Below are 24,476 nucleotides of genomic sequence, written 5' to 3' on the forward strand. Positions count from 1 at the left end.
ATTTTTACCTACTAGCAACAACTAGAGCCACTAAAAGCTTACCACAAATATACAATTAATTATGCATTGTTACTTATTCTCAATTAATCTGCCGTAACTCCATTGATGAATATTCATTCGGTATTGTTTGGCATATTTTTCCTGTCCTTCTATATAACCTGGAATTTTTTGCTCGGCTTTGGCTTGAATTTCAGCTTGAATAAGCTCTCGCATATCTTTAAGCTTAGGAACAACAATGCTTCCTGCTTGATAGGTTTGAGCAAGAGTAATGATGGCTTTGGCTAATAAGCGATCAATATATTGACCTAATTCTGATTCACCAAAACGATTATCAGCAGAGCTTTTTTGGGCTTTGTGCCGTTGGTGAGAACTCTGCTGTTTCTGTTTTCGTTGACGGTTTAAGAGTGGATAATCTTGACCAAGAAGTTGTTTGACACTACGATAAACGATCGCTTGTCCAGTTGTACCATTGATAACGGCAACAGTTGCAGGATGTTCTAATCCCATTGCCACACCGACGAGAATATAAGATTTCCCCTCATATAATGGTTTGTGGGGACGAGAATACGATAGATTAATTTTCTCTAATGAAGATTCAGTTCGTTTGATTGCAGTTTGAAAATCTTTTTGTGCTTTGGGTAAATTTCCTTTTTCTAGAAATGTGATAGTCCAATAAGAAATAATAATTAACCAAAGAGTAGAATATGTTCTTAGCAACTGAGAACGGAAAAAGATGTCAAAAGTAAGCTGAGGTTTCATCCTCAGTCGATTTTTAACTAACTCTGCTACCTTTTCTTGTTGAATTTGTGCTGTGCCTTCTTCTGTCCAAAATTGAGTGTCAAGGGTGCAGTGTAAAGCTAAACGATTAACATTCCAAGGTTCTCCTTTCCCTTGTCCTTCCTGCTGCCAGAGCAAACGTCCAGAACGTAAAGTAAATAAGGCACTAGAATGTTCTTTGCTGTTTCGTTTGATTTCTTGGTCTTCATAAAAGCGTTGAAACCATTTAAGTTGGCGTTGGTCACAGTAAACTTCAAAGATATGTTTGCCTAACCCATTAAATTGAACACAGAAACGACCTTTTTTATTTTTACTCCATTTAAGGTCTTCGTTTGATTCATAGGCGACTGGATAGGGAAGTGATTTTGACTGGGTTAAAAGTTGATCCTGCCACGATTTGGCTTCTGCTGCATCTTGAGGCATGGTAATAGAAGCGATCGCTAATGTTTCTAACCAGGCATTACCCGTTAAATCTCTTCCTGTAGGAATTGAACCATCCATTTGTTCAATTAAGCGTTCAATTTTAATTTCAACTTTACGGCAACGTTGATCAAATTTTTGGGGATTTTCAGGTTTTTGAGGAATTCTACAACCGTTTTTAAGAAGATAGCGGATCGCGCAATGAGTTAGATTATCAGTTGTTTCATCATACAACTTGTGGAGTTGATTAAATAATCCACTATCAGTATTTTCTGATTTCTTAGTTTTTTTATTGTTCTTATTTGATAATTGATGTTGAGTAACTGGTGTAAGACAAGATAAGATTTCAGTCGCTCTTAGCTGAATAGTTTCAAGAGATGATTGGCTTATTTGTACTAATTCCTCATCACTTTTTAGTATGGCTAACCAGCGATTTTGTTTTTCTAGTTTACGCTGTAGCCGTTTTTGCAGTTTAAGCCAAGATTTGAAGATGTAATCAACTAAGGCGATCGCAGATGTATAAAAGCGTCCAGGTTGATCTATAAAAAGGGGATCTTTTCTAAGAGGTTCACAAAGTTTGTTGATGATTCCTGCTTTTAGCTTACCTTCTCGTCGCCATGTCTCAAAATCAGGATGTCGCGCCACTTGAGTTAGCAGTTCACTGACTAAAGGCGTGTTTTTTTGTGCCATTAACTCCCATAGGGTTTTGCGGGTGCTTTCCGTAGCAACAAGAAGACATTGAATCGTGATCTGACTCATAAAAAATTGCTTGAGACATAAACCAGTAATAAATATATTAACACATTATGTGTTTAGAATATTAAATTCTGTTCTAAAAAGTCTTTTGTATAATCAAAAGTATATGGAAGATACTTTTTTTACCAGTACAGAAGCATCACAGATAACAGGATGCTCTCGTCGGCAGTTACAATACTGGCGAGAGAAAGGAGTTATTGTACCAACGGTTAATGCCAGTGGGAAGGGGCGTAATGTCTATTATTCAATGTCCAATTTGTTAGAGTTGCTAGTGATGGAGTATTTGCTATCGGTCGGGTTGAGTTTCGAGACGGCGCAGGAATCACTAGAAATGTTGAAACAGAAGCAACCTGAGTTATTTAATCCGAATGCCTCATTAGAAAATTTGAAGCGTTTAATGATTTTCCTGAGTCCAAAAAGCTTAGAATTAAAGGATTTTGACTCAAAAGAGGCTTTTAAAAGAATTAATACTGATGCTCTACCCCTAGTACCATTTTCGGGAGAGATAGTACATCAGCATTTACAGAAAAATTTGGAAAGGTTTAAGAAAAAAGAATTTTCTGGGTATTTTAGATAAGTAACAGAAGTAATTAAAATTCTAAATTTTGATTAAGATAATTTACTTATCAGTTGTCAACAAAATACTAAAAACCTAAAACCATGTCAATTCAAAATTCGGACAATCAAGAAAAAACAGTGACAATGCTATCAGTTAGAGCTACCGATATTGCTGAATATATTCGTTACCAATCATGTGATCGCCGTTTCAAGTTAAAGTATAAAGATTATGAACTTGCAAAAAAAGATATTCCATTTTCTCAGTTAATTTTTTCAACTTCCTTAGATCCAGTATTAGAAGCTGAAGGTCGAAAGAGAGAAAATGAATGGGAAGCTTCACTTCAAAAAGAAGGATTGGTAGATTTAACCCAAATTAATCAGAAGTCCGAGAAAGAGAAATCAACTGATTGCCATAATTTTCTTCACAAGCTACAAAATTTGTCAGTAGGACAAAAAGCTTATGGACGAGAAATTGGTATCAATGGGAAACTAGGAGAATTTGAGATTAGTGGGCAAATTGATTTTGTAATTGTTTTTTGGGAAAGTGGACAACCTAAACTGCGATTAGTTGAGTGTAAAGCATCTCGGAAAGATAGAACTTATCATCAAGTTCAGGTTACTTTATATCGAATGCTAGTACATAAATTAATACTAAACAACCCAATTACAATTAATGCTATAGACCTGAAACCTGAAAATATCGAATGTGTTGTAGTACGCATTGATGAAAATACTAATAAAAGTCAAGATATTATTAAATCTGAAGCCTTAAACCTAGATACGATAGAAGCTGATATTAATCGTCTAACAGCTTCTGATGGTGTACTCAAGCATATTATTGAAACTGATTTAACTAATTTAAATTATCAATTAGACCAAAAATGTAGTGACTGTACATTGAGTGTTCATTGTTTAGCTGAAAGTGCAAGGCAAAGGCGTTTAGAATTACTAGGAATAGATTCATCAATTGTTAAAGCATTAAATAAAGTAGGTATTAAAAATCTTGATGATTTAGCTGAGATTGATTTAATAGGAAATGAAGCCTGTAAACTTCAACAAGATATAAGTTTTACAGAGAATTTAGAACTGCTTCAATTAAAAGCCAAAACTCGTAGCCGTACTCTTCCTGATGGAGGTTTAGATCCAGAGACTTATGAAGTGACAGCACTTCCGAGATATTCAGGTGAGAGTCAACTTCCAGAACATACAATTAATGGAGAACGCCTTATTCGTGTCTATCTTTCTATTGAGTATGATTACGTTGAAAATAGAATTGGTGCGTTAGCTGCTCATGTGACAAAAAGTGAAGGGAAATTAGACCCTAAATTTGAGCAAAATGCAGATGGTAATTGGCAACCAGATCCTAATCTTAAAGAATATTTAGAAAAAGTTGATGAAAATGATCGGCGAATTTATCAAGAAAAAGAACTTGAAGGAGAAGATGTAATTAAGTTTAAAACATCAGCATGGACAGTAGATTATAAAGAAGACAATGGTTCCGAAAAAGAGCTAATACAAGGATTTTTATTGGAATTAGTGGATGCGATCGCCTCTGTGGCGGAAACTGAACAAGCACCCATTCATTTTTATGTTTGGTCGCGTCAAGAAATGACTCAATTAATTGAAGGTTGTTCTCGTGTTAGTTCGCAATTACTGAGTCATTTAAGAGAGTTATTAGGGTGTCGGGAAAGTCTAGAACAACTTATTTACTCTTGTATTTCTGATGAAGTAGATCGCCGCTATGCTTTAGGATGGACTGGAAGAGACTTAGCTGTTGTAACTTCTCTCAAGTGGTTTGGGAGGCGTTATCATTGGCAACGAAAAATTGGAGGAAGAGTTGTTAGTTTAGATCAAGTCTTTTCTCAAGATGTTTTCGATTTTAAAAACCATTTAGAAATAGATGAGAATAATCAATGGCGGACACCACAATCTCAAAATATCCGTAAGCATCAGTTTGAAGTTAGACTAAGATACTTTAATTCTCTAAGTGCAGCTTATTGGCGAGCTTATTGGCGACAACTTCCAGACCCTAATAATTCCAACCTTAAACCTAACATAAAAAATTATATTGAACGCTACAATCAAGCACAAAAACCAAATTATTTAAAAGAGTATTTTCGCGCTCGTACTCATGCTATTAGATGGATTGAGGAAGGAATTAGGTTTAAGAATTCAGAAATAACTAAAGAACTTTTGACCATTGAAAATTTACCAGATTTTAATTTAGGTGTAGATGATGCAGCCCAAGCAGGTATTGATTTTTTACGTTTAGAGCAGCACGTTAAGGTAACAGATTGGATTGCTAATCATTTAATACCGCCTATCTATCGTGTTTCTTTGGGGCGAACAATACCTGTGAAGAACGTGAGATCGCAGGGTAATAATAGACTAACGGCAGAGATTAATCTTGATAGATATAATATTACTCCTGAATTTTTACAATCTAACTGCACTATTAATGTAGGTTCTTTCGTTAAGCTTAGTCATAGTTCTGAAAATCCACATAATGGTCAAACAATTAATCAACTTTTTGGTAGTGGAAGTACCTGTGTTATAGATGCAATTAATTGGGATAATGGAGATATTCAACTTGCAGTTAGACAGACAAATAGTCCAGATCGCTATCAACTTCGTGGTCGTTTTTTCCAAAACGGCGCAGATGTATATGACTATGCCACTCTTGATGAAAGTCCCTCGGATTTTGTCGCTGGAAAAGTTGATCAGAGATTGCAAAACGCTCAAAATAATCACATTTGTCAATGGTTAAATCCGCAAAACCCTCAAATCCCTCTACAAGTTCCTATTTCAGATAGTGATTTAAAACAATACCGCAATCTACTCCAGACTTTACCGCTACCAAACAGTAAAACGCTAGACGATAAGCAGATTGCAGCAGTAATAGACGGACTAAAAACAAGAATTCAACTTTTACAGGGGCCACCAGGAACTGGAAAAACAGAAACAACGGCGATTGCTACTTTTATAAGAATATTAGCACGTCGTACTTCTGGGGATATTATTTTGATTACGGCTCATACTCATATGGCTGTAGATAATTTACTCCTACGTTTAGAAGGCCTTTTACCAATTTTGAAACAACAAGCTACTACTTTAAATTTAAACTTACCATCAATTCAACTTAGTCGAGTTGATTGTAGAAATAATGAAGCTTTTAGTAATACAAATATAGCCCTCTTCTCTTCTAAGTATTGTGTTACTCAAGTTAATCAAATGCGCTCAAATAGAGTTTTAGTTATCGGAGGAACTACTAATGCAATTTTAAAAATGGTTAATGAGTTGAATACAAAACAAAGATTTTTAAGCGATTATCCTCAAGGATTCCAAACAAATACTTTAATTGTTGATGAAGCAAGTATGATGGTATTTCCTCACTTTCTAGCTCTGGCTACATTAGTGGCAGATGACGGTGAGATTATGTTAGCAGGAGATCATCGCCAACTGGCTCCCATTATTACTCATGATTGGGATAACGAAGATCGTCCCCCAGTTTTGCTTTATCAACCTTATGTTAGTGCTTATCAAGCTATTCAAAATCTTAAAGAAAACACAGATATTGAAGTATCCGATCAATCAATATTACGTTCCGCTTTAAGTTTTACTTTTCGTTTACCACCCGTTATTCGTGAATTGATTGCCCGTCTTTATCGTAAAGATAACATTGAATTACAAGGTAAAGAAAGAGATGAAATTATAGAACAAGATGAAATTATAGGAACTTGGGAGAAAATTCTGCAAGGAAATGGAGGTCTTTACCTCATACTCCATTCTGAACACGAATCAAAATGTAGTAATAAACTTGAAGTAGAAATAATCAAAAAGATTCTTGATGCAGGAGGAAAACATCTTGATCGCTCTACTGCCATTCTTACACCTCATCGCGCTCAAAGATCACTACTAAAAACAGAATTAGCAGCTTATTATGGAAATGTGGTAGATGTAATTGATACAGTTGAAAAAGTACAAGGTGGAGAAAAAGATAATGTTATTGTTTCTGCAACGGCAAGTAGTCCATCAGCAATTAGTAAAAATGCGGAGTTTATTCTTAGTCTAAATCGCTCAAATGTTGCATTTTCAAGAGTTAAAAAACGTTTAATAGTGGTCTGTTCTAAAGCTTTAATAGATTTTATTCCTACAGAACTTGAAACTTATGAAGAAGCAATACTTTGGAAAGCTTTACGTTCTAATTGCACAAAGATTCTCTTTGTCGATACTTTTGGCGAACATAATGTACAGGTTTTCACACCAGATATTACATAATTTATTGGTAAATTTAATTCTTTATAATCATTGAAAAGTAAATGGAAATTGACGCTCTACTGCAACAAATTGATATTGGAGAAGATCAAGATTACGAGTTTAAATTAGCAAATGGAGGATTACCTAAAGATATTTGGGAAACCATTTCAGCCTTTGCTAATACCGATGGCGGTTACATTATTTTGGGTATCAGTGAAAAGCATGACAGATTTAGTATTTTAGGGATTCGCAAACCGCAAACATTACAAAAAGAGTTTTGGGATAATCACAACAATCCCCAAAAACTTAGTATGCCTATTTGCTCCAATTCAGATGTAGAAGTAAAAACTGTTCATCAACATCAGCTTCTCGTTATTCATGTTCCCAGATCAACACGCACTCAACGCCCTGTTTATATTAATAATAACCCCATGACTGGCACGTATAAACGGAACTATGAAGGAGATTATCGCTGTTCAAAAGATGAAGTGCAGCAAATGTTCCGCGATGCCAATGATGAGCCTCAAGACTTTCAAATATTAGATAAGTTCGACCTCAACGATCTTGATTCAGAAACTCTCAAAACTTTTCGTCAACGCTTCAGCAATCGAGAACCCGATCATCCTTGGTTAGCATTAGATGATCGAAAATTACTTTACCAGCTAGGAGGATGGCGTTGCGACCGCCATTCAGGACATGAGGGATTAACCGTTGCAGGATTGCTTATGTTTGGACGGGAACGCAGTATATTAGATGCCTTTCCTCATTACCAACTCGATTATCAAGAACGTCTGTCTAACAATCCAGAGGAACGCTGGACATATCGCGTAACTCTTGATGGTAAATGGGAAGCCAATTTATTTAACTTTTATTATAGAGTTTATGTCCGTTTGGTAAATGATCTTGATGTTCCTTTTCAATTAGATAGAGATGCAGTACGCAAAGGAGAAACCCACGTTCATGAAGCCTTAAGAGAAGCCTTGGTTAATACCTTAATTCATGCCGCTTACCAATCAACACGACCTATACAAATTGTAAAACTACTAGACGGTTATATCTTTTCTAACCCTGGCCGCCTTAGAATTCCCTTACACCGTCTTTATGAAGGGGGTTTAAGTGATGCTCGGAACCCAAACTTACAAAAAATGTTTCAAATGCTCGGACTAGGTGAGAAAGCAGGTTCTGGCTTTGGGAAAATCCTTCGTGCTTGGAAAGAGCAACAATGGCTGATTCCGCTAGTCTCAGAAAAACTCGATATAGAAGTTACCTCTGTTATTCTACCTATGACAAGCTTTATTCCTGAAGATGTTGAAGCAGAGTTAAAAGGGATCGTGGGTAATGCTTATTGTCAGTTAAGCGAACTTGACAGAATTATTTTGGTATTAGCGCATCAGTTTGAAGAAATCAGCAATCTTGATATTCAACGCTACAGGCGAGAACATCCGAGAGATATTAGCGAACGTCTCAGGAATTTAGTTAAAAATGGATGGCTAAACCAATCAGGTCGGTGTCGAGGAACACGCTACACTCTATCTAGTCATAATCATTCAGAGCAACTTTCTTTGTTACCGAACTCCGAACATTACGAACTTAGCTCCGAACATTACGAACTTAGCTCCGAACATTACGAACTTAGCTCCGAACATTACGGAAATTTACTTAAAGTTGCTGCTCCCATACGAGAAAAAGGTCGCATAAATAAAGATTTAGTCAAACAAGTAATTCTCGAACTCTGCTCCGAACATTACCTAACACTCCGAACATTAGCAGAACTGCTTGGAAGAAAATCAAACAGCATTCGCAATCACTATGTAAATCCTATGATAGATGAGGGATTACTAGAACTAAAATATCCTGAGCAAATTAACCATCCTCAGCAAGCTTATAAAGCTGTACCTAAATTAGATCAAGCTATTAACTAGATTTTTGATTATCTTTCATATCCACAAAAGATAACCGACAGCGATCGCACCGTGTGCCTTCGGCAGCGCACTCACCAAACTCCCACAAAGCAGGAATTTTAAACTTTTTTCCACACTTTGGACACTTGGACAACAATTTTAACCCATGCCTTTCACACATCCAAACCGACTTAAACTGCCATTCAATTTTATGACAGGGTAGCTCACCGTAACACGCTCCACACAAACGAATCGGGTCAAATTGCATCCCCTCCCCTTGTGGCGGTAACATCAACCGTAACTTTTCACCATCAACACCAACAACTTCCCCTAATGCCGTTAAATCCGCATCAGAAGGAAACGGAATGAGATGAAAACGTTCCCATCTTGCAATAATCGCCCCAATTCCTGCCATTTGACCTAAAGCATTAGCACTTATATGATTACGTTGCCTTACTCTTCCCAAAAAATGGCTTAAACTCTCCCCTTCCATCGGTTCAACCCTAAACAACCAAGGCTTAATGTCATTCGTCGTCGTCATGAATATTCCCTCGCCACTTCTTGTAAAACCGATTTTTCAAGGCGTTTAGACCCTGTAGATAAAGACTTAATTGCCGCTTCTCGCAAAATTTCATCTAACCGACCAATATAACCCTCAGTTGCCTTAGTTAGAATTTTAATCAGATCGGGACTGGATAAATTAGAGGCAACAGGCAACTTTAAGACTTTTTCCTCCCAAATAGCCACCGTTTTCTTAAACTCTAGTCCTGTTAACTTTCCGAAGCGACGATGAGCGCGAAAACGATTATAAACCTGTTCATCTCGCTTAATCACTGCATCCAAACGGTCAGTACCTACTAAAACTACGGAAATCTCTAACTTATCATTAATATCGCGTACATCAGGAAAAGTATCAGGCTTGAGGCGATCGGCTTCATCAATAATAATCATCTCTACCTCACACCCTTTTAAAACTTCCATTGCTCTTGAACGAAACTCTGAAACTGTCCCTTTTACAGCTTTGTATCTCAAATATTCGATAATTTCTTTAAAAAGATCTTTAGAGCCACATTTAGCAGGAGGCATAATATAAACAACTGGAACAGTAGGAGCTTGTTTTCCTTCCTGTTTTGGCTTATTTCTCAACGTATAAGCTTCACACGCCACTGTTTTCCCAGTGCGGGACTCTCCCACTACTCGACAGGATTGTCTTGCTTTCCGCTTACCGTCTAGCCAGTCATGCAAATCTCGTATGTGTTCGAGTGGTACTATATTTTTACGGTTTAAACGAGCAATTTCACCCTGTAACCACTGTTCATCAGGCTTAAAATCTCCTAATTCTTGAGCAATTATTTTTGCTTGTGTCATTTTTTACCACCCATAATCGTCACGCAATTGGTCATAATCCCAAACCTCAATATCATCAACTTCAGTTTGAGTTATAATTTCTGTTTTTAATTCAACAGATTCCATCGTTTCTACAACAGAAGTTTTTTGTTCTTGTTTATAAGCTTGTTCTGCTTTTTGCCGTTGTTTACGGCTTTTTTTCTCAACCAAAGCTTCTCGCTCAATGACCTCCTGTAAAATTGATTGATTACTGATGGTTTTTCCTGCATGGCGCAGTCTTTTCGCACTAGCTTTCGCTTCATCGATAGATAACTGCTCAGTTTCCAAATTTTGAGCATGAGCGCGAGCCAAAAAGTCCTCTTGATGCTTTTCTTGGCGATATATCCAGATTGTCGTAATATCTCTGGGGTCATATCGCACAATTACCGTATCTCCTGCATATCTTTCCAAATTCTCTCCCCGATACATCACATTCTCAAACTGTAAATATCCTCCTCGCTGCACAGTACGTCGTGCTGCCTTCATCAAGCAAATATCTAGTTCTCGCTCAGAAATAAGCTCTGGTTGCTGCCTTAACCCTGCTTCCCATCGTTGATATCGGGTTTGGTTACCCATTCTTGCATCAATACTTTGGTTGTACTGATCGACAATGAAACGCACAATAAGCTGTTCTAAATCTTTGAGGGTCAGACAAGCCTCTTTTTCTGCATCTTTAGGTCGTTCTTGAACATTTGAGCCTGTATAACCAGGAAGGCTACAAAATAAGGATTGGTTTAGAGTTTTAAAAGGACGTTCTACAATTCCACCCTCACTAGGACGATCGCGTAATTTATGTACAAATCCTAACTGTACTCCTATTTCCGCTAGATGATTAGAGCGAAAATCCTTGCCACCGTCAGTGTAAAGATACTCTGGTGTTCCATAGGTTTCCCATTCACAATTAAGCTTGTATTCCTCCCCGTAACGTTTTGGTAAAATCGCGTGACGTAAGGCTAATGCTACTACTTGCGAACTTGGCGCATCAAAACCCAGATTAATACCCATAACACAACGGGAATAGCTGTCAATAACCGTTGTTAACCAAGGACGACCGATTAATTCTCCATGCTGATCGACTAACAGAACATCAGCACGAGTATGATCGCATTGCCAAACTTGGTTACTGGAATCAATATTAAGATCATCTCCATCGCGAGTTTTAACTGATAGGGTTGAGCCTCGCCATCCTGGACTACGAATACTTTTGGCTTTCTGTTGTTTTTCCTGAATGGGTTTAAGTACCCTCAATACTGTTCGATAAGTAGGTGGTTGCTTGTCCTTAATTTCCAAGGCTTTGGAAAGCACTTTCAAGGCAACTTGTTTAGGAGTCATCCTTTTACTCCCCTGATTGCCCTGTTTATAGGTTTTAATAATAAAATCCTGCCAGAAATCACTAATTCTGTGCTTGCCTTTATCGGCTCTATCGGTTGAAACTAAGGCGGCTAAACCTTGCTCTTGATACTGTTTAAATAGCCGTTGGACTGTCCGAACGGACACACCTAGTTTAGTCGCACCTTCTCTCAAACGCTCGCCATAAGTTGCCCGATCGCAAGGTTCGATCAGAGTTTGTATCACTTCCAACTTAGCCCGCGATGCTTCTGGTATATTTAATACGATTGTATTGTTCTGTTGAATTGTATCAATTGCCTTATCATCGCTTGTCGCAGTTGATGAAGGATAATTTGATTGGACATCATGATAATTATTCATTACATAAATAAAATCTTTTTCCTAAACACATAATGTTATCTTAGCAGAATCAAAAAAAAGTGACGCAAAATTTGTCACTGCTTTTTGAGATCTTTTTTGGAAAGGCGACATTGAATTTGTCAGTATTTGTGAAAGCGTCAGTTAGCTTGTCACTCAGAGTAGAGGGTAAAAATTAGGCTTAAATGCCTATAATCTATATATGATAAGCTTTTGTCTCAATAACACTAATCTGTCATCATGTCATTTATTGTGTCACTGTACCTGTACAAAGCTAAATCTATTAAAAAGGGTTTGGCGACCAAACCCCTACAATTCTAGAAAATAGATAGATTAATTAATCGAAATGATTAATAATTGCTTGGGCAAACTCCGAACATTTTAAGGGTTTTTCGACGGGAGGTTCCATTAAACGCGCTAAATCGTATGTTACCTCACGATTGACGATCGCGGTACTAATCCCTTTTTTAATCAAATCTGCTGCTTCTTGCCATCCCATATACTCCAACATCATCACACCCGATAGGATGACGGAACCAGGATTAATTCGGTCTAAACCTGCGTGTTTCGGGGCTGTACCGTGTGTGGCTTCAAAAACCGCGCAACTATCACCAATATTAGCACCAGGCCCCATACCCAAACCACCGACAATAGCAGCAGCAGCATCCGAAAGATAATCCCCGTTGAGGTTCATCGTAGCAAGAATAGAATATTCATCGGGGCGAGTTTGAATTTGTTGGAAGATACTATCAGCAATGCGATCGTTAACCATAATCTTATCTTTCCATTGTCCGTTTCCGTGTGTTTCCCCGATCTCATCGAGAACTTTTTGCACAATTTGAGTAACTTTTTCTTTCTTTTCTGCGGTTAGCGCGTCGTATCCTGGTTCAATCATGCGGGCATTGTCTTCGATACTTAAATCTGGATTACGATCTTTATTATCCAAAATCCATGATTCTTGTTCAGTCACGCAAACATCTCTAAATTCACTCGTCGCTAACTCATAACCCCAATCACGGAAAGCACCCTCAGTATATTTCATGATGTTTCCTTTATGAACAAGAGTTACCATTTGTTTATTTTTAGGTAATTTTAAAGCTTGTTCGATCGCCCGACGGACAAGACGTTGTGATCCCGTTTTACTAATGGGTTTGATGCCTATTCCTGAATCTAGCGGAATTTGTTTATTTTTGTGTTCGGGTGTTGCGGGAATTAAATCAGTATTCAAATAATGAATTAATTTATCAACGATTTCTGTCCCTTGTTTCCATTCAATACCTAAATAAATATCCTCTGTATTTTCTCGATAAACGATGACATCTAGTTTTTCTGGGCTTTTGTGGGGTGATGGCGTTCCGGCATAATAACGACAGGGACGTACACAAGCATACAGATCAAAGATTTGTCGTAAAGCAACGTTAAGCGAACGAATACCACCACCAATGGGAGTGGTTAAGGGACCCTTAATAGCGACTCCATATTCTTTAATCGCAGTTAGAGTATCTTCGGGTAAGTATTGATAGGTTCCATAAACTTCGCAAGCTTCATCACCCGCATAAATTTTAAACCAATTGATTTTGCGCGTTCCCCCATAAGCTTTTTCTACCGCAGCATCAATGACTTTTTCAGTAGCTGGCCAAATATCGACCCCTGTTCCATCGCCCCGAATAAAGGGAATAATGGGATCATTGGGGACAATTGGTTTACCTTCAGAGAATGTTATCGTTGATCCAGTCGTCGGGGGTGTCAGTTTTTCGTACATAAGCTTAAATTAATACTCGATGTCTTAATAAATGATAGGTTTTATCTCACAGAAGAAAGCTAATTTTACTACCAAAACCACGAGTTTACAAAATATTAAGATGTTGTCGAAAAATGAGACGATCGCTCTTTGAGTTTTTTATGCTCATGGATGAATGCTCACTCCAATACGACTAATGACCTTATATCAACCTTTTCTCGATTATGCGATCGCATTGTTACAAGATCGATTAGATTTATCTCCCTATCCCATCCCTTCAGGGTTTGAATACAAAGAAAATATTACAGGAAAAGGAAAACGACAAGAAACCGTCACTACCACGAGTTATGGTTTTCAATCGCCAAAACTGCGACAAATTCGGGCGGCACACGTCCAAGGTGGAAATGCGCTACAAGTGCTGAATTTTGTCATTTTTCCTCGGTTAAATTACGATTTACCCTTTTTTGGTGGTGATTTAGTAACGCTCCCTGGAGGGCATTTAATCGCCCTAGATATGCAGCCGTTGTTCCACAATGAGGAATATCAAAAAAAATATTCTGATCCTGTCTTACCGATTTTTCAATCCTATCAAGAGGTTTTACCCTGGGGTGGTGATTTTCCGGATGAAGCTAAACAGTTCTTTTCACCAGCTTTTTTATGGACTCGTCCCCAAGAAACAGAACTCGTCGAAACAAAAGTCTTTGATGTGTTTAAAGAATATTTACAAGCTTATCTCAAGTTTGTCGAACAAGCCGAACCCGTAACCGATGAAGGGAAATTAGCTGAAATTAGAGAAGCCCATCTACGCTATATTGGATACCGCGCCGAAAAAGATCCCGCTAGAGGGATGTTTACGCGTTTGTATGGTTCGGAATGGACAGAAGAATATATTCACGGATTTTTGTTTGATTTAAAATAACCTCACCCTAACCCTCTCCTAAAAAGAGAGGGAACTATAAAAAGGCAGTTAGTGGGTTTAGGAATGAGGGTGAATTGGAAAACCCCAAGAGACTTTTTTATCCCTTGGGGTTAATCTTATCTAACTACTACAGAACAAAATCAATTAGCCAAGATTGACTTTCACGATTTTATTTTTTTCTTCTTCAGCTTTGGGTAGAGTTAAAGTCAGAATGCCATCTTTGTAGTCTGCTTTAACATCAGTGTTTTGAATTTTGGTCGCTAGAGGGATCACGCGTTGGAATTTACCGTAACGAAATTCAGTGCGTTTTACACCATTATCTTCAGTGGTGTTTTCTTGACGACGTTCTCCACTGACATAAACCGCTTCTTTGGTGACTTGGATATCTAAATCTTTTGCTTCCATGCCAGGAACTTCTAGTTTAACGTGAATTGCTTCCTCGTTTTCTGAAATTTCTACAGCAGGTGCGTGGACAAATTGTTCACCATTGAATTCAGTCGAAGGAACTAAGTCATTAAATAAACGATTCATTTGGCGTTGTAGGGTTTCCATCTCACGGAAAGGGGAGTAACGTACTAAAGCCATTTTGTTTTTCTCCAATCTTGATCTGCGTGCTGTATTTATTGCTTATTTACATAGTAATTAAAATAAAAAAGTCAAGTAATACGGTTTTAGCGAAAAAGAATGTAGAAATAACCCTATTTTCCTCTAAATTTATTTGGGTCGGAAAACCGAACTTATAATCTTAGTAACCGAACAGCCTTAAATTGTATTCAAATCAGCAAACTTTGGAGAAAAGTCATAGTATATACAGATAAGGATCTATAGTATGGAGAACTTTGCCCATGCGTCTTTTATTCTTAGCTCCCTTGCTAACTGGCTTAATTTCAGTCTATATTTCTCGTAAATCACAAGATGAATTAGCATACCTCACAGGTGCTGTAGCAGGTATTAGCTTACTCCTTAGTTTAATGATTGCTCCCTGGCAATTCCAGTTACTTCTATTGGTTCTCGTTTTTTCAACGATCGGTTATTTTTGGAAAAACAAAGAAACGGGAAATACACTAGAAGTACAACAGTTCCAAGCTACAGTACAAACAAAAGTAAACATGATGAAAGGACAAAAACCCGCAGAGGTTATCCCTTCATCTGTCGCAGTGACTCCAACAGAAATAACCGATAAACGGAAAGTTAGAAAGTATCGCGGTGTTTTGATGGATGAGACACCCTCTCAAACGGCGGATACACCTTCTAATTTAAAGTATAGAGGTGCTAATGTTAGAGATTCTAACGAGTAGTCTTACTTTTATTCAAAATCAATGTCTTCAGGAAGAATCGTTCTCATCATTTCCACACTAAGATTAGGAATTTTAACTAATCGATTTGCTTGTTGAGAAACGGTTCTTTCAAAAATATTTCTAACTAATCTTCCATTACCAAAGCTATCATCACGATTAGAGTATAATTCGGTAAATTTGTCAAGCAAAATCTTTTGAGCCGCAGATTCTAATTGAAACCCGTATTTCTGACATTGTTGCTCAAACATAGCGATTAATTCTTGTGGTTCGTAATCTTCAAAATAAAAATGACGAGAAAATCTTGACCTTAAACCAGGATTAGAATTGACAAAGCGTTCCATTTCTCCTGTATAACCTGCTACAATCACCACTAAGCGATCGCGGTAATCTTCCATACGTTTGAGTAAAGTATCAATCGCTTCTTGTCCAAAATCATTACCTGAAGCGTCTTCGGGTTCAAGGGTATATGCTTCATCAATAAATAAAACCCCATCCAAAGCAGACTTAACCAGTTCATCGACCTGTTTCGCCGTATGACCAATATAACCCGCAACCATACCAGAGCGATCGGTTTCTACAAGATGCCCTTTAGACAGAATACCAATCTGTTTATAAATTTGTCCCATTAATCTTGCAACCGTCGTTTTTCCCGTCCCAGGTGAACCACAGAACACCGAATGCAGGGTTAGAGGAATAGGGGTTAAACCTTTGTCTTGTCTAAGTTTTTGAATTTTGAGAAAATTAACTAAAGTATTAACCTCTTCTTTGATATTCTCCATTCCAATGAGGTTATTTAGCTTTTGTAGAACATCATCAAGGGTTTCAGGTTTGGTTTGTACACTTTGCGGAGGTGTTGGAGTTGTAGACGTTGTTTCTTGTTGTTTTTTCTTTTTCTCATCGAGTAACATTTTCAGTCTAAGTAGTTCAACCTCTTTATCTAGCCATTCCTTTTCGTAATCACGCATAATAATAACCGTTCTTGTTACTCTTCTAGTCTTCCAAATCGTTATTGTTAACGTTGTAACAATTGCTGTAGTCTAACATTTTCTGAGTGAAGACAATTATTTTGTTTCCCTACCAGTATAACCAGTTAATTAAATTTGTAGATAGTTTAGATAATATATTTGTACTTAAATGGATGAAAATTTTAGTCAACTTAAAATGTTGTGAGAAGACTTTCAAACTCTTCTAATGCTTGTAAACTTCCAACTTTCCAGCTTTTTTCAATGAGTTGAGGAATAATGTCTAAAAGAGGTAGATTTGGAAAAATAGAACTAATCTTAGAATTTATATAACCGTTCTCTGTTAAGACAAAAATCGTCAACTTACCACTATCATAAATCCATAATTCAGGAACTTGTATCGCTTGATAAGCATCAATTGTTTTTGAGGTAACATCAGTCTCAATAGCTAAATCTGGTGGTGGGTCATCAGGTTGTAGTCTTTTACGACCAATCATTTTTTGATAATTTTCAATATAAAAACACGCATCAGGTTCTACACCCGCTATTCCTTCTTTTTTAAAAGTTGTTGACCCAAATGGTTGATAAAGTTTTTTAATAAATTTTAGTAAAACTTTGACTATATCTGATAACAAATCTCTTGGTATTTCATGTTCTGGTAAAGGAACCATAATTTCTAAATTACGATTACTGTAAGCAATGCGTGAATTTCGCTTTTCTCCTAATTCTTCTAAGATTGATTCAAATTCTAGCCAAGTTACATCAGGAATAGTGACTAGACTACCTGGTGAAAGTTGGTCAAAATCAAGATGAAAATTAAAGGTTGCTTCTGGTGTAAAAAATTTACCTTTTTCTGCTTTAGAAAAGTCGTATTCAGGTTTCATAAGTTAGTTTCTCGATATTGTTTAACTTCCTTTGGAGTTGCTTGACGGGCTGAAATAATACGAATTTTGTAAGATTAAGTATTTATAGCCTCAAAAGTATGTATAACAACTCGTAATATTACAGTGCTATCTAACCCAATTGTCATCCATCTATCCTTATCGTCTCTATTGAGCTTCAGGAAATTAAACGGATGAAAAATAGATTATAGTTTGTAATTACATGGCAAAAAAAGCTACTTTAAATTATAATTATACTAATTCATCATTTAAGAAAAAAATGCTAACCAGTATTGAAGGGATTTACAAAAACGGTCGAATAGAATTGGTAGAACAGCCTAACAATGTACTTGAAGGTACTAAAGTTATTGTAACTTTTATTAAATCTAATGAAATTGATTTAGCCTCTCATGAAATTGACCCAGCACAAGCAGAAGCATTAAGAACTAACTTGACAACTTTTGTCGATGATTGGAATAGTGATGAAATGAGTATATATGACAACTATGACGCAGCAAAATATAGATTCTAAATAAACTTATTTTTTAGATTGATTTTACTGCTGTCAATAACTCACTAGGATCAGATAAATGTTTACCTAATCTTTGACTCATATAACCAACCTCATATTCTGGAGCAAGTTCTTGTCTTAATTGTAACCAAAGTTTAATCCCTTCTTTCTCAAATGCGTCTTCTTCTGCTTGACTATTAAATCCTGATGCAGCAGGATCATCTTCATTTAAAATATCATCATAAGTATCTGACCAAGCCATCAATTTTTGGATCGTTTCAGGTTTTAAAGGTAAGGTATTTGGATCAATATCACCTGCTTGTCCTGAACCCGCAGCCCACCAAAGAGGATAACAGTAATAATCTGGCATTAATTGAATTATTTTTTTCATAGCAAAATATTCTAACTACCTAAGAAGAAACTCTAATCAATTGTCCAACTTTTATAGATTGTAACGTTTCTTCTATTTTAGGTAATAAGGGTGATAAATCTTCAAAACGGTTACTTTTGGCTTCAAGTATAATAATGGCAATAGAGTATAAAGATAAATTTTGCTGGTAAGGAATTCCTTTATCAGTAGTAATGAATACCTCAAATTCTATCTGAGCAACACGGAGTAATTCTCCATTTTTTAAACCTTTCCAACCTCGCTCACTGACGGTAATTACTTCTACACCTTCATTAAAAAAACGTTTTAATCTTCGAGGTAAATTCTCGTCAAGCAGCACGCGCATTACTATTTTCTACCTCAGTAAGAGCTATTTCTAAAAAAGAGATCGCTTGTTCTTTAGTAACACTGGGAAAATCATCTAAAAAAGTCTCTAAAGAATCTCCTGCGGTAAGATGCTGGATTAAAATAGCCACAGGTACTCGTGTTCCTGTAAAAACTAACATACCACTCATAATTTCAGGATCAGATGAAATGATTGCCTTTTGATTAATCATGACATTTCTCTCAATTTATCTACTGATCATTATGGCACGAGCAAAAATCACTTTTTAAAACATCGGAAAACCTACCTAAGTCTTTCGGGTTATCCCTCTCATCACAAAGGATCTAACCTGATTACAATAACTATTAGAGATATTATCAAAAAAACGACTATAGAGAATGCAACCCACTAATCCACAACAGTTTACAGAAAAAGCATGGGAAGCGGTAGTCAGAACACCAGACATCGCTAAACAGAACAATCATCAACAAATTGAAAGTGAAGATTTGATGAAGTCTCTTTTAGATCAAGAGGGACTCGCAATCAGTATATTTAATAAAGCGAATATTAGTATTCAGCGTTTACGGGATAAAACTGATGATTTTATCCGTCGTCAACCAAAGGTATCTAACCCTGGTGACTCTATTTATTTAGGTCGCAGTTTAGATACATTATTAGATCGCGCTGAACAATATCGCAAAGAATTCCAAGATGACTTTATCTCTGTCGAACACCTCATCTTAGGTTATGCTAAAGACGATCGCTTCGGTAAATCGCTTTTTGCAGAATTTGGACTGACAGAAGACAAACTCAAAGATATCATTAAACAGGTAAGGGGTAATCAAAAAGTGGTAGACCAAAACCCAGAAGGAAAATACGAAGCACTAGAAAAATACGGCCGCGATCTCACCCAACTCGCAAGAGAAGGTAAACTAGATCCCGTAATTGGAAGAGATGATGAGATCCGTCGTACGATACAAATTCTCTCACGTCGCACCAAAAATAACCCAGTCCTCATCGGTGAACCTGGTGTCGGGAAAACTGCTATTGTTGAAGGACTCGCACAACGCATCATTAACCGAGATGTGCCAGAATCACTACAAGATCGCACACTCATTGCGTTAGACTTGGGTGGTTTAATTGCAGGTGCAAAATACCGGGGTGAATTTGAAGAACGTCTCAAAGCGGTCTTAAAAGAAGTAACTGACTCCCAAGGTAGTATCATCATGTTTATTGATGAAATTCATACCGTAGTAGGTGCAGGTGCGACTCAAGGTGCGATGGATGCAAGTAACCTCCTTAAACCGATGTTAGCAAGAGGTGAACTACGTTGTATCGGTGCAACAACTCTCGATGAATATCGCAAGTATATCGAAAAAGATGCAGCATTAGAGCGTCGTTTCCAAGAAGTATTTGTCGATGAACCGAATGTTGTTGATACGATCTCGATTTTACGGGGTCTCAAAGAACGCTATGAAGTGCATCACGGGGTTAAAATTGCTGATAGTGCCTTAGTTGCAGCAGCAGTGTTATCGAACCGTTATATTAGCGATCGCTTTTTACCCGATAAAGCAATTGACCTTGTAGACGAAGCTGCGGCTAAACTGAAAATGGAGATCACTTCTAAACCAGAAGAACTCGATGAAGTCGATCGCAAGATCCTACAATTAGAAATGGAACGATTATCTTTACAAAGAGAATACGATCCTGCTTCTCGTGAACGGTTAGAAAAGCTAGAAAAAGAACTCGCTGACTTTAAAGAAGAACAATCCCAGTTTAACGCTCAATGGCAATCGGAAAAAGAAGTCATTGATCAAATTCGTACCGTCAAAAAAGAGATCGATCAGGTTAACTTAGAGATTCAACAAGCCGAAAGAGACTATGATCTCAATAAGATGGCTGAATTGCGTTATGGTAAATTAACTAACCTACAGCGACAACTCAAAGACCTTGAAACCCAACTTTCTGAAAAACAAACGACAGGTAAAACCCTATTACGGGAAGAAGTTTTAGAATCAGATATTGGTGAAATCATCTCGAAATGGACGGGAATACCCATCAGTAAACTTATTGCATCCGAAAAAGAAAAACTACTGCACCTAGAAGATGAATTACATCAACGGGTGATCGGACAAGAAGAAGCTGTAACCGCAGTAGCAGAAGCGATCCAACGTTCTCGCGCTGGTTTAGCAGATCCCAAACGTCCTACCGCTAGTTTTATCTTCCTTGGGCCCACTGGTGTCGGTAAAACCGAACTTGCAAAAGCATTAGCAGAAAGCTTGTTTGATACCGAAGAAGCGATCGTACGGATCGATATGTCGGAATATATGGAAAAACACAGTGTATCACGTTTGATGGGTGCGCCTCCAGGATATGTCGGTTATGAAGAAGGGGGACAACTGACTGAAGCAATTCGACGTAGACCCTATTCTGTTATTCTGTTTGATGAGATTGAAAAAGCGCATCCTGATGTGTTTAACGTGATGCTGCAAATTCTCGATGATGGACGTTTAACTGATTCTCAAGGTCATGTTGTAGACTTCAAGAATACGATTATTATCATGACCAGTAATGTCGGATCTCAGTATATTCTCGATGTTGCGAATGATGACGAAGAAATGCGATCGCGTGTGATGGATGCAATGCGGAATAGTTTCCGTCCCGAATTCTTGAACCGTATTGATGAGATCATCATCTTCCACAGTTTACAAAAATCTCAACTTAGAGAAATTGTCAGACTACAAGTCAAACGCTTAGAAGAACGTTTAGAGGAACAAAAAATCACCCTCAAAGTCTCAGACGCGGCTCTAGATTTCTTAGTTGAAGTTGGTTACGATCCTGTATATGGTGGAAGACCGCTAAAACGTGCCGTACAACGGTATTTAGAGACAGCGATCGCTAAAATGATCCTCAAAGGAGATTTTAGACAAGGTGACACCGTTTTTGTCGATATCGAAGATGAACGCTTAACCTTTAAACGCTTATCTTCTGAAGTTGTGACAGCTTAGACTTAATATTAGGGTGTGTCCAATTATGGTAGCACACCCTTTAAAATAGGGAAGCATACTGTTTGATTTGTTAATATGGCAAAGTTACCCGATGAAGCTACTGAGCAGATATGGCATTTAAAAAAACAATTGTTAGATATTATCGATCAAGCTAAAGTGACAGAATTTGTCTTATTTGAAAGATTTGGGGAAACCGAACGAACTTTGACTTATTTGGATGATCTTCAAAATATAGCAGAACAAGCTACAGAAAGATTTTCTCAATTTTCTCGGATTCAAATTCAGATTGCTGCTGCACAACCTGATGTTTTTCCTGATATCCTAGAGCTAGTAACTCAAGCCATTAGTAATACTCAGGCTAGAATACCCGCCCTGCAACGCAGCATCCAAGAAATCAAGATAGAGTGGCAAATCCCATGAATAATAAATTTTATATTCCTGATCCTTGTGTTGATAAAAAATTATTAGCGAATTTACGTCATGCTCGTTTAGAAATGGAAGAAATCGGCTTACAATTAGAGGAAGTTATTACTAAGTTCGATGAGCAAATTCGCCAGCAAAAGTTAAAAAGAATTCAAAAATAACTTAATATCGCCTTATTTTGTACTCTTATCAATTAGACCTAAAATATAATTGTAGGGATTTGGTCTTCAAATCCAGATCGGTATAGGTTAGAAGCACCAAATCCTAGGCTTTTTTCAACAAATTTAAGATGATTTGGTCTTAAATAATGTTAAAGTCGGCGTTTGTTAGAGCTAAATTTGCACTCAAATTCGCTAACTGAGTCGCTGCGATGTTTCCTTTACCATCCACATCAAAGAATAAATCCCCAGTAACAGAATTATAAATCAAGCGATGGGCTGCTGTTGTGGCCGCAGAACCGATCGTAAATTGATTGACTGCAAGTGTAGTATTACTGACTAACCCACCGCCAAAACCTGAAGTGGATAGAACAATAGTATCATTATTGACATTAAAATCGGTAATGGTATCGATACCCTCTGATGGAGAATTATAGACAAATGTATCTTCTCCACTACCACCAGTTAGGCGATCGTTTCCTCCTGCGGCATAAATCCGATCAAACCCTGCACCACCATTAATGGTATCATTACCAGCCCCTGTAATAATATTATCATTAGCGGCTGTACCAGTTATTCTAAAGCGTTCGATGTTATAAAAGCTTACTCGGTCATAATTGTAGCTACTATTGTAATAGGCTCTATAAGACCCGTTAAAGCCCCCTGCACCATTGCTAGAAATAATCGAAGAAATGCCAGAATCAGGAGAAGTACCCGTATAGGTGTTACTCGAATAATCGATAATCAGTAAGTCGCTCCCTAATCCTCCATCGACGGTATCAATTCCTAATCCTGCATTAATGGTATCTTTCCCACTGCCTGTATTAACTGTATTATAGAGGCGTTGTGTGTAGCTAATTGTATCATTACCATTACCTGTCGTTAGGTTGGTAAAATATTCAATATTTGAAATCGTCGTTCCGTCAGCAAGAGTAATCGTTGGGATTGTTCCTGTATCAGTATAGCTTTGAGCTATATTCAGCGAGCTAAAATTGGCATTAACGAGAGTATCAATTCCACTACCCCCATTGATGATATTTATCCCTGCGCCGCCATCAATGGTATCATTCCCTAAACCACCATTAATGGTATCATTCCCATCCCCTGTAATAATATTATCATTAGCGGCTGTACCAGTTATTCTAAAGCGTTCGATGTTATAAAAGCTTACTCGGTCATAATTGTAGCTACTATTGTAATAGGCTCTATAAGACCCGTTAAAGCCCCCTGCACCATTGCTAGAAATAATCGAAGAAATGCCAGAATCAGGAGAAGTACCCGTATAGGTGTTACTCGAATAATCGATAATCAGTAAGTCGCTCCCTAATCCTCCATCGACGGTATCAATTCCTAATCCTGCATTAATGGTATCACTACCACTGCCTGTATTAACTGTATTATAGAGGCGTTGTGTGTAGCTAATTGTATCATTACCATTACCTGTCGTTAGGTTGGTAAAATATTCAATATTTGAAATCGTCGTTCCGTCAGCAAGAGTAATCGTTGGGATTGTTCCTGTATCAGTATAGCTTTGAGCTATATTCAGCGAGCTAAGATTGGCATTAACAAGAATATCAATTCCATTACCCCCATTGATGATATTTATCCCTGCGCCGCCATCAATGGTATCATTCCCTGCACCACCATTAATGGTATCATCACCACTTCCTGTAATAATATTATCATTGCCTATTGTGCCTGTAATTCTAAAGCGCTCGATGTTAGAAAAGCTTACTCGGTCATAATTGTAGCTACTATTGTAATAGGCTCTATAAGACCCGTTAAAGCCCCCTGCACCATTGCTGCTAATTGTAGTAGAAATGCCAGAATCAGGAGAAGTACCCGTATAGGTGTTACTCGAATAATCGATGATGAGTAAGTCGCTCCCTAATCCTCCATCGACGGTATCAATTCCTAATTTTGAATCAAAGGTATCGTTTCCATTTGTTCCAGTCAATAAATTATTAGAATTATCTCCCGTAAAAGTCGGCATTTTTTTACTCCTTTTTTAAGTTAACTTTAATGTTAGGCTCTATACAAACTGCCTAAAGTTTTGAGATATTTTGCGAGTTGCTCGTCACGTTCCGTAATGCTACGAAA

21 protein-coding genes are annotated in these 24,476 nt (G+C 37.4%); 9 read left to right on the forward strand and 12 right to left on the reverse strand.

Features of this window, described 5'->3' with window-relative positions:
• Positions 1 to 69: 69 nt before the first annotated feature.
• Positions 70 to 1,956 (reverse strand): type V CRISPR-associated protein Cas12k, encoded by a 1,887-nt coding sequence (cas12k, locus tag C7H19_RS20490; protein ID WP_219907701.1) that lies wholly within the window; start codon positions 1,954 to 1,956, stop codon positions 70 to 72.
• A gap of 103 nt (positions 1,957 to 2,059) precedes the next feature.
• Here cas12k and C7H19_RS20495 point away from each other — a divergent pair, with 103 nt between their 5' ends.
• The 3 genes from C7H19_RS20495 to C7H19_RS20505 all read left to right on the forward strand — a co-directional run bounded on the left by C7H19_RS20495 (position 2,060) and on the right by C7H19_RS20505 (position 8,690).
• Complete coding sequence (locus tag C7H19_RS20495) at positions 2,060 to 2,530, forward strand: MerR family transcriptional regulator (RefSeq protein WP_106458780.1); 471 nt, start codon at positions 2,060 to 2,062, stop codon at positions 2,528 to 2,530.
• Between the two features lie 83 nt (positions 2,531 to 2,613).
• Positions 2,614 to 6,789, forward strand: coding sequence for an AAA domain-containing protein (locus C7H19_RS20500; protein ID WP_181280693.1), 4,176 nt, complete (start codon positions 2,614 to 2,616; stop codon positions 6,787 to 6,789).
• 41 nt (positions 6,790 to 6,830) lie between these two features.
• On the forward strand, positions 6,831 to 8,690 hold the full coding sequence (locus C7H19_RS20505) for an RNA-binding domain-containing protein (protein WP_106458781.1): 1,860 nt from the start codon (positions 6,831 to 6,833) through the stop codon (positions 8,688 to 8,690).
• Here the strand turns inward: C7H19_RS20505 and C7H19_RS20510 are convergent.
• From C7H19_RS20510 to C7H19_RS20525, 4 genes are all read right to left on the reverse strand, one after another.
• Positions 8,683 to 9,210 (reverse strand): TniQ family protein, encoded by a 528-nt coding sequence (locus C7H19_RS20510; protein ID WP_106458782.1) that lies wholly within the window; start codon positions 9,208 to 9,210, stop codon positions 8,683 to 8,685. The two genes, C7H19_RS20505 and C7H19_RS20510, sit on opposite strands and share 8 nt — an antisense overlap.
• Positions 9,207 to 10,037 (reverse strand): TniB family NTP-binding protein, encoded by an 831-nt coding sequence (locus tag C7H19_RS20515; RefSeq protein ID WP_106458783.1) that lies wholly within the window; start codon positions 10,035 to 10,037, stop codon positions 9,207 to 9,209. Before C7H19_RS20515 ends, C7H19_RS20510 begins: the two co-directional genes overlap by 4 nt.
• 3 nt (positions 10,038 to 10,040) lie before the next feature.
• The gene (locus C7H19_RS20520) at positions 10,041 to 11,765 is read right to left on the reverse strand and encodes a Mu transposase C-terminal domain-containing protein (RefSeq protein ID WP_245927677.1); all 1,725 of its coding nucleotides are present in this window, start codon (positions 11,763 to 11,765) and stop codon (positions 10,041 to 10,043) included.
• Positions 11,766 to 12,099: 334 nt separating this feature from the next.
• On the reverse strand, positions 12,100 to 13,524 hold the full coding sequence (locus C7H19_RS20525; RefSeq protein WP_106458784.1) for an NADP-dependent isocitrate dehydrogenase: 1,425 nt from the start codon (positions 13,522 to 13,524) through the stop codon (positions 12,100 to 12,102).
• Between the two features lie 175 nt (positions 13,525 to 13,699).
• Here C7H19_RS20525 and C7H19_RS20530 point away from each other — a divergent pair, with 175 nt between their 5' ends.
• Complete coding sequence (locus tag C7H19_RS20530; RefSeq protein WP_106458818.1) at positions 13,700 to 14,422, forward strand: phycoerythrobilin:ferredoxin oxidoreductase; 723 nt, start codon at positions 13,700 to 13,702, stop codon at positions 14,420 to 14,422.
• A 144-nt stretch (positions 14,423 to 14,566) separates the two neighbouring features.
• On the opposite strand, the gene C7H19_RS20535 is transcribed toward C7H19_RS20530, so the two are convergent.
• Positions 14,567 to 15,007 carry an Hsp20/alpha crystallin family protein gene (locus C7H19_RS20535; protein WP_106458785.1) on the reverse strand — a complete coding sequence of 147 codons (441 nt, stop codon included), beginning with the start codon at positions 15,005 to 15,007 and terminating at the stop codon, positions 14,567 to 14,569.
• Positions 15,008 to 15,267: 260 nt separating this feature from the next.
• Here C7H19_RS20535 and C7H19_RS20540 point away from each other — a divergent pair, with 260 nt between their 5' ends.
• On the forward strand, positions 15,268 to 15,720 hold the full coding sequence (locus C7H19_RS20540) for a hypothetical protein (protein WP_106458786.1): 453 nt from the start codon (positions 15,268 to 15,270) through the stop codon (positions 15,718 to 15,720).
• Between the two features lie 8 nt (positions 15,721 to 15,728).
• On the opposite strand, the gene C7H19_RS20545 is transcribed toward C7H19_RS20540, so the two are convergent.
• Together C7H19_RS20545 and C7H19_RS20550 are read right to left on the reverse strand one after the other, a co-directional pair.
• On the reverse strand, positions 15,729 to 16,685 hold the full coding sequence (locus tag C7H19_RS20545; RefSeq protein WP_245927679.1) for an AAA family ATPase: 957 nt from the start codon (positions 16,683 to 16,685) through the stop codon (positions 15,729 to 15,731).
• A gap of 191 nt (positions 16,686 to 16,876) precedes the next feature.
• On the reverse strand, positions 16,877 to 17,566 hold the full coding sequence (locus tag C7H19_RS20550) for a Uma2 family endonuclease (RefSeq protein ID WP_106458787.1): 690 nt from the start codon (positions 17,564 to 17,566) through the stop codon (positions 16,877 to 16,879).
• A gap of 220 nt (positions 17,567 to 17,786) precedes the next feature.
• Between C7H19_RS20550 and C7H19_RS20555 the strand changes: the two genes are divergently transcribed.
• Positions 17,787 to 18,095 (forward strand): hypothetical protein, encoded by a 309-nt coding sequence (locus C7H19_RS20555; RefSeq protein ID WP_245927681.1) that lies wholly within the window; start codon positions 17,787 to 17,789, stop codon positions 18,093 to 18,095.
• A gap of 13 nt (positions 18,096 to 18,108) precedes the next feature.
• Here the strand turns inward: C7H19_RS20555 and C7H19_RS20560 are convergent, their stop codons facing one another.
• The 3 genes from C7H19_RS20560 to C7H19_RS20570 are packed head-to-tail and all read right to left on the reverse strand — an operon-like array spanning position 18,109 to position 19,019.
• Positions 18,109 to 18,465 carry a hypothetical protein gene (locus tag C7H19_RS20560; RefSeq protein ID WP_106458788.1) on the reverse strand — a complete coding sequence of 119 codons (357 nt, stop codon included), beginning with the start codon at positions 18,463 to 18,465 and terminating at the stop codon, positions 18,109 to 18,111.
• A 19-nt stretch (positions 18,466 to 18,484) separates the two neighbouring features.
• The gene (locus tag C7H19_RS20565) at positions 18,485 to 18,808 is read right to left on the reverse strand and encodes a DUF5615 family PIN-like protein (protein WP_106458789.1); all 324 of its coding nucleotides are present in this window, start codon (positions 18,806 to 18,808) and stop codon (positions 18,485 to 18,487) included.
• Complete coding sequence (locus C7H19_RS20570) at positions 18,792 to 19,019, reverse strand: DUF433 domain-containing protein (RefSeq protein WP_106458790.1); 228 nt, start codon at positions 19,017 to 19,019, stop codon at positions 18,792 to 18,794. The genes C7H19_RS20565 and C7H19_RS20570 overlap by 17 nt, the downstream gene beginning before the upstream one ends.
• Before the next feature lie 166 nt (positions 19,020 to 19,185).
• Between C7H19_RS20570 and clpB the strand changes: the two genes are divergently transcribed.
• The 3 genes from clpB to C7H19_RS25925 all read left to right on the forward strand — a co-directional run bounded on the left by clpB (position 19,186) and on the right by C7H19_RS25925 (position 22,379).
• Entirely contained in the window at positions 19,186 to 21,795 is a 2,610-nt protein-coding gene (clpB, locus tag C7H19_RS20575) for an ATP-dependent chaperone ClpB (RefSeq protein ID WP_106458791.1), read from the forward strand.
• 75 nt (positions 21,796 to 21,870) lie between these two features.
• Positions 21,871 to 22,215 carry a hypothetical protein gene (locus tag C7H19_RS20580; RefSeq protein WP_106458792.1) on the forward strand — a complete coding sequence of 115 codons (345 nt, stop codon included), beginning with the start codon at positions 21,871 to 21,873 and terminating at the stop codon, positions 22,213 to 22,215.
• Positions 22,212 to 22,379 carry a hypothetical protein gene (locus C7H19_RS25925; protein ID WP_181280694.1) on the forward strand — a complete coding sequence of 56 codons (168 nt, stop codon included), beginning with the start codon at positions 22,212 to 22,214 and terminating at the stop codon, positions 22,377 to 22,379. The genes C7H19_RS20580 and C7H19_RS25925 overlap by 4 nt, the downstream gene beginning before the upstream one ends.
• Positions 22,380 to 22,518: 139 nt before the next feature.
• On the opposite strand, the gene C7H19_RS20585 is transcribed toward C7H19_RS25925, so the two are convergent.
• Positions 22,519 to 24,369, reverse strand: a complete 1,851-nt coding sequence (locus tag C7H19_RS20585) for a calcium-binding protein (RefSeq protein ID WP_106458793.1) — start codon at positions 24,367 to 24,369, stop codon at positions 22,519 to 22,521.
• Between the last annotated feature and the right edge of the window lie 107 nt (positions 24,370 to 24,476).

It is taken from the genome of Aphanothece hegewaldii CCALA 016 (assembly GCF_003007785.1).
GTDB classification, from domain to species: domain Bacteria; phylum Cyanobacteriota; class Cyanobacteriia; order Cyanobacteriales; family Microcystaceae; genus Chroococcus; species Chroococcus hegewaldii.

Coding starts and splice junctions, on each gene's coding strand:
- C7H19_RS20550 (WP_106458787.1), bottom strand. CDS start 17,566: ATGAAACCTGAATACGACTTTTCTAAAGCAGAAAAAGGTAAATTTTTT.
- C7H19_RS20525 (WP_106458784.1), bottom strand. CDS start 13,524: ATGTACGAAAAACTGACACCCCCGACGACTGGATCAACGATAACATTC.
- C7H19_RS20540 (WP_106458786.1), top strand. CDS start 15,268: ATGCGTCTTTTATTCTTAGCTCCCTTGCTAACTGGCTTAATTTCAGTC.
- C7H19_RS20555 (WP_245927681.1), top strand. CDS start 17,787: ATGGCAAAAAAAGCTACTTTAAATTATAATTATACTAATTCATCATTT.
- C7H19_RS20520 (WP_245927677.1), bottom strand. CDS start 11,765: ATGAATAATTATCATGATGTCCAATCAAATTATCCTTCATCAACTGCG.
- C7H19_RS20560 (WP_106458788.1), bottom strand. CDS start 18,465: ATGAAAAAAATAATTCAATTAATGCCAGATTATTACTGTTATCCTCTT.
- C7H19_RS20565 (WP_106458789.1), bottom strand. CDS start 18,808: ATGCGCGTGCTGCTTGACGAGAATTTACCTCGAAGATTAAAACGTTTT.
- C7H19_RS25925 (WP_181280694.1), top strand. CDS start 22,212: ATGAATAATAAATTTTATATTCCTGATCCTTGTGTTGATAAAAAATTA.
- C7H19_RS20585 (WP_106458793.1), bottom strand. CDS start 24,369: ATGCCGACTTTTACGGGAGATAATTCTAATAATTTATTGACTGGAACA.
- C7H19_RS20580 (WP_106458792.1), top strand. CDS start 21,871: ATGGCAAAGTTACCCGATGAAGCTACTGAGCAGATATGGCATTTAAAA.
- clpB (WP_106458791.1), top strand. CDS start 19,186: ATGCAACCCACTAATCCACAACAGTTTACAGAAAAAGCATGGGAAGCG.
- C7H19_RS20500 (WP_181280693.1), top strand. CDS start 2,614: ATGTCAATTCAAAATTCGGACAATCAAGAAAAAACAGTGACAATGCTA.
- C7H19_RS20570 (WP_106458790.1), bottom strand. CDS start 19,019: ATGATTAATCAAAAGGCAATCATTTCATCTGATCCTGAAATTATGAGT.
- C7H19_RS20515 (WP_106458783.1), bottom strand. CDS start 10,037: ATGACACAAGCAAAAATAATTGCTCAAGAATTAGGAGATTTTAAGCCT.
- C7H19_RS20545 (WP_245927679.1), bottom strand. CDS start 16,685: ATGCGTGATTACGAAAAGGAATGGCTAGATAAAGAGGTTGAACTACTT.
- C7H19_RS20495 (WP_106458780.1), top strand. CDS start 2,060: ATGGAAGATACTTTTTTTACCAGTACAGAAGCATCACAGATAACAGGA.
- C7H19_RS20530 (WP_106458818.1), top strand. CDS start 13,700: ATGACCTTATATCAACCTTTTCTCGATTATGCGATCGCATTGTTACAA.
- C7H19_RS20510 (WP_106458782.1), bottom strand. CDS start 9,210: ATGACGACGACGAATGACATTAAGCCTTGGTTGTTTAGGGTTGAACCG.
- cas12k (WP_219907701.1), bottom strand. CDS start 1,956: ATGAGTCAGATCACGATTCAATGTCTTCTTGTTGCTACGGAAAGCACC.
- C7H19_RS20505 (WP_106458781.1), top strand. CDS start 6,831: ATGGAAATTGACGCTCTACTGCAACAAATTGATATTGGAGAAGATCAA.
- C7H19_RS20535 (WP_106458785.1), bottom strand. CDS start 15,007: ATGGCTTTAGTACGTTACTCCCCTTTCCGTGAGATGGAAACCCTACAA.